Genomic DNA, 4,067 nt, shown 5'->3' on the forward strand with positions numbered 1-4,067 from the left:
GCGCTGCGCGATCGCGGATTTCTCATCTTCGGTGTAACCGGGCAGCCGAATCACTTCCATACGATCCAGCAACGGCGCCGGAATGTTCAAGCTGTTGGCGGTACACACGAACATCACTTCGGACAGATCGAAGTCCACTTCCAAATAATGGTCGGCGAAAGTCGAGTTCTGTTCCGGATCGAGCACTTCGAGCAACGCCGAGGACGGATCGCCACGGAAGTCCATGGCCATCTTGTCGATCTCATCCAGCAGGAACAGCGGATTGTGCACGCCTGTCTTGACCATGTTCTGGATGATCTTGCCGGGCATGGAACCGATGTACGTGCGGCGGTGACCGCGAATCTCGGCTTCATCGCGCACGCCACCGAGGGACATGCGCACGAACTTGCGATTGGTGGAACGCGCGATCGACTGACCGAGCGACGTCTTACCCACGCCCGGCGGACCGACCAGACACAGGATCGGACCCTTGAGCGTCTTCACGCGCTGCTGGACGGCGAGGTACTCGACGATGCGTTCCTTCACCTTCTCCAGGCCGTAGTGATCTTCATCGAGCACTTTCTCGGCCAGGTTGATGTCGTTGTGGACCTTGGTCTTCTTTTTCCAAGGCGCCTTTACCAGCCAGTCCACGTAGTTGCGCACCACGGTGGCTTCGGCGGACATGGGCGACATGAGCTTGAGCTTGTTGAGCTCGCTCATCGCCTTGTCGCGCGCTTCCTTGGGCATGCCGGCCTTCTGGATGCGCTGCTCGAGCTCGGCGAGCTCGTTCGGCGCATCTTCGATTTCGCCCAGCTCCTTCTGAATGGCCTTCATTTGCTCATTCAGGTAGTACTCGCGCTGGCTCTTCTCCATCTGCTGCTTGACGCGGCCGCGGATGCGCTTCTCGATCTGCAGCACATCCATCTCGCCTTCGATCAGCGCCAGAATGTGCTCGAGCCGTTTGCGCACGTCCTGGATCTCCAGGACCTTCTGCTTGGCGTCGAGCTTCAGCGACATGTGCGCAGCGACGTTGTCCGCCAGGCGGCCCGGCTGTTCGATGCCCGCGAGCGCGGTGAGCACTTCCGGCGGCACCTTGCGATTGAGCTTCACATACTGCTCGAATTGCGAAGTCACCGACCGGGCGAGCACATCCATCTCGCGCTCGTCGTACTGTTCGATGTCTTTGAACGGGCTGATGTCGGCGGAGAAATACGCGCCTGCGACCAGCTTCTCGATCTTGGCGCGCTCGGCGCCTTCCACCAGCACCTTCACCGTGCCATCGGGCAGTTTCAACAACTGCAGAATGGTCGCGACCGTACCGAGGCGATACAGATCTTGGGCGGCAGGATCGTCGACGTCGGCCTGCTTCTGCGCGACCAGCAAAATTTGCTTGCCGGCACGCATGGCTTGATCGAGCGCCAGAATGGATTTCTCCCGGCCGACGAACAGCGGGATGACCATGTGCGGATAGACGACGACGTCTCGCAGGGGCAGGACGGGCAGCGCCGCCGGCGGAGTCTTGTCGGATTCGGCAGCTTCGGGTGTATCGGTACTCACGCGCGTTACCTTGTGGTGATGCGCCGGCAACGATCTACCGACGCCGCGGAAAAAAATCTGGTTCGGTTCGAAAATACCGGAAGCAACGCGGCCCTGCTAGTTCTGTGCCACGCAAAAGCTAACGGGTTTTCCGATGTGCAGGAAAATGCGTGTCGCAGCGAATGCGATTTACAGGGTTGCGCCTATTCCTTTTGGGAAAGTGCGCCCGGTAGGAAGCTCACCCCCTCAACAGCGAAGAGGTGAGCACATCGAAGTTCTTTATCAGTGATCGCTGCCGGTGGGCCGGCGCTCTTCGACAGCCGCAAGTCGACCGTCGTCGGCGTTACCGTACAGCACATACGGCTTGCTCTCGCCCAGAATGACCTGCTCGTCGACCACAACTTTCTGCACGTTGCGCAACGACGGCAATTCATACATGGTTTCGAGCAACACATTCTCCAGGATGGTGCGCAAACCGCGCGCACCGGTCTTACGCTGCATGGCCTTCTTGGCGACGGCCTTCAACGCATCGGTGCGGAACTCCAGCTCCACGCCTTCCATGTCGAACAGCTTGCGATACTGCTTGCTGAGCGCGTTCTTGGGCTCGAGCAGGATGGAGACCAGTGCCGCTTCATCCAGCTCATCGAGCGTCGCCACGACCGGCAGACGACCGACGAATTCCGGAATCAAGCCGAACTTGATCAGATCCTCGGGCTCCACATCGTGGAACACGTCGGAGCCGTGCGGACGCTCGCTGGTCTGACGCACTTCGGCGGTGAAGCCGATGCCGCCCTTCTGCGTGCGGTTCAGAATGATCTTCTCCAGGCCGGCGAAGGCGCCGCCGCAGATGAAGAGGATATTGGTCGTGTCCACCTGCAGGAATTCCTGCTGGGGATGTTTGCGTCCGCCCTGCGGCGGCACCGAGGCAATGGTGCCTTCGATGAGCTTGAGCAACGCCTGCTGCACGCCCTCACCCGACACGTCGCGTGTGATCGACGGGTTATCGGACTTGCGCGAGATCTTGTCGATTTCGTCGATGTAGACGATACCGGTCTGCGCCTTCTCGACGTCGTAGTCGCACTTCTGCAGCAGCTTCTGAATGATGTTCTCGACGTCCTCACCCACGTAGCCCGCTTCGGTCAGCGTGGTGGCATCGGCGATGGTGAACGGCACGTTGAGCAAGCGAGCCAGCGTCTCGGCCAGCAGCGTCTTGCCGCAGCCGGTGGGGCCGATCAGCAGGATGTTGCTCTTGGCGAGCTCGACTTCGTCCTTGGCGCGCGCTTCGGAGGTCTTGGTCTGCAAGCGCTTGTAGTGGTTGTAAACGGCCACCGACAACACCTTCTTGGCGCGCGGCTGACCAATCACATACTCGTCGAGGACTTTCTTGATCTCATGGGGGCGCGGCAATTTGTCGCGCGTGCGCTCGGCGCGCTCTTCGAGCTCTTCACGAATGATGTCGTTACAGAGCTCCACGCACTCGTCGCAGACGAACACCGACGGGCCGGCAATGAGCTTGCGTACTTCGTGTTGGCTCTTGCCGCAGAACGAGCAGTACAGAAGCTTGCCGTCGTCGTGTTTGCCGCGTGAATCGTCGGACATGCATTACCCTCGAAAGCTAAGGCGAATCAATCACTTCTAAATCCCCTCCACAGTCCCTGGAGGCGCCCCAGCGTGTTACGAAATCGCGTCACAGTCGCGACACTATTGCGTCCGGGCTATATAGCACGCGCTGCCATCAGGCTGCAAAGACGCCCATTCCGGCCTTTTCGGCGCCTTCCCCCTGTTGTGTAACACGGGGAAAACCCTAACGGCCTCAAGGCTTAATGCGGCCTAGGTCGGTTACCTTCAATGGCTCAGCGGCCGCCCGCAGCGGCAGCCACTGCCAGCGCCGGCTCGCCTCGCCGTTCCATGACCCGGTCGATCAAACCGTAGCTGACCGCCGCCTCACCGCCCATGAAATTGTCGCGGTCGGTGTCCTTACTGATCCGCTCGACCGTCTGGCCGGTGTGCTTGGACAGAATCCGGTTCAGGCGCTCGCGGGTCTCCAGCACCTCGCGGGCGTGGATGTCGATGTCCGAGGCCTGGCCCTGGAAGCCGGCCAGCGGCTGGTGAATCATCACCCGGGAATGCGGCAGGCTGTAGCGCTTGCCCTTGGTGCCACCTGCCAGCAGCACGGCGCCCATGCTAGCCGCCTGGCCCACGCACATGGTGCTCACGTCCGCCTTGATGAACTGCATGGTGTCGTAAATCGACAGGCCGGCGCTGACCGAACCGCCTGGGGAATTGATGTACAGCGAAATGTCCTTGTCCGGATTTTCCGATTCCAGGAACAGCAGCTGCGCCACCACCAGGTTGGCCATGTGGTCCTCGATCGGACCGACGATGAAAATCACGCGCTCTTTCAGCAGCCGCGAGTAGATGTCATAAGCACGTTCGCCGCGAGCGGTCTGCTCGACGACCATCGGGACAAGGTTCATGGTGGCCATCTATGGTTGCTGACTTTCGTTGAAGTTGGGAAGGCGTTGAGAGCGTGTGTTGGGGCTAGTTTAGAA

General features: G+C 60.2%; 3 protein-coding genes. All 3 read right to left on the reverse strand.

All coding sequences use genetic code 11. From position 1 onward, the window contains the following. A partial coding sequence (gene lon, locus JNL55_RS13405) for an endopeptidase La (protein ID WP_293853723.1) occupies window positions 1–1,536 on the reverse strand: 1,536 nt, incomplete at its 3' end. 261 nt (window positions 1,537–1,797) lie between these two features. After that, the gene (gene clpX / locus JNL55_RS13410; protein ID WP_293853725.1) at window positions 1,798–3,114 is read right to left on the reverse strand and encodes an ATP-dependent Clp protease ATP-binding subunit ClpX; all 1,317 of its coding nucleotides are present in this window, start codon (window positions 3,112–3,114) and stop codon (window positions 1,798–1,800) included. A gap of 254 nt (window positions 3,115–3,368) precedes the next feature. Continuing rightward, window positions 3,369–4,001 carry an ATP-dependent Clp endopeptidase proteolytic subunit ClpP gene (gene clpP, locus JNL55_RS13415; protein ID WP_415923071.1) on the reverse strand — a complete coding sequence of 211 codons (633 nt, stop codon included), beginning with the start codon at window positions 3,999–4,001 and terminating at the stop codon, window positions 3,369–3,371. Window positions 4,002–4,067 lie beyond the last annotated feature (66 nt).

Source organism: Steroidobacter sp. (genome assembly GCF_016790065.1).
GTDB lineage: Bacteria > Pseudomonadota > Gammaproteobacteria > Steroidobacterales > Steroidobacteraceae > Steroidobacter.

Coding starts and splice junctions, on each gene's coding strand:
- clpX (WP_293853725.1), bottom strand. CDS start 3,114: ATGTCCGACGATTCACGCGGCAAACACGACGACGGCAAGCTTCTGTAC.
- clpP (WP_415923071.1), bottom strand. CDS start 4,001: ATGGCCACCATGAACCTTGTCCCGATGGTCGTCGAGCAGACCGCTCGC.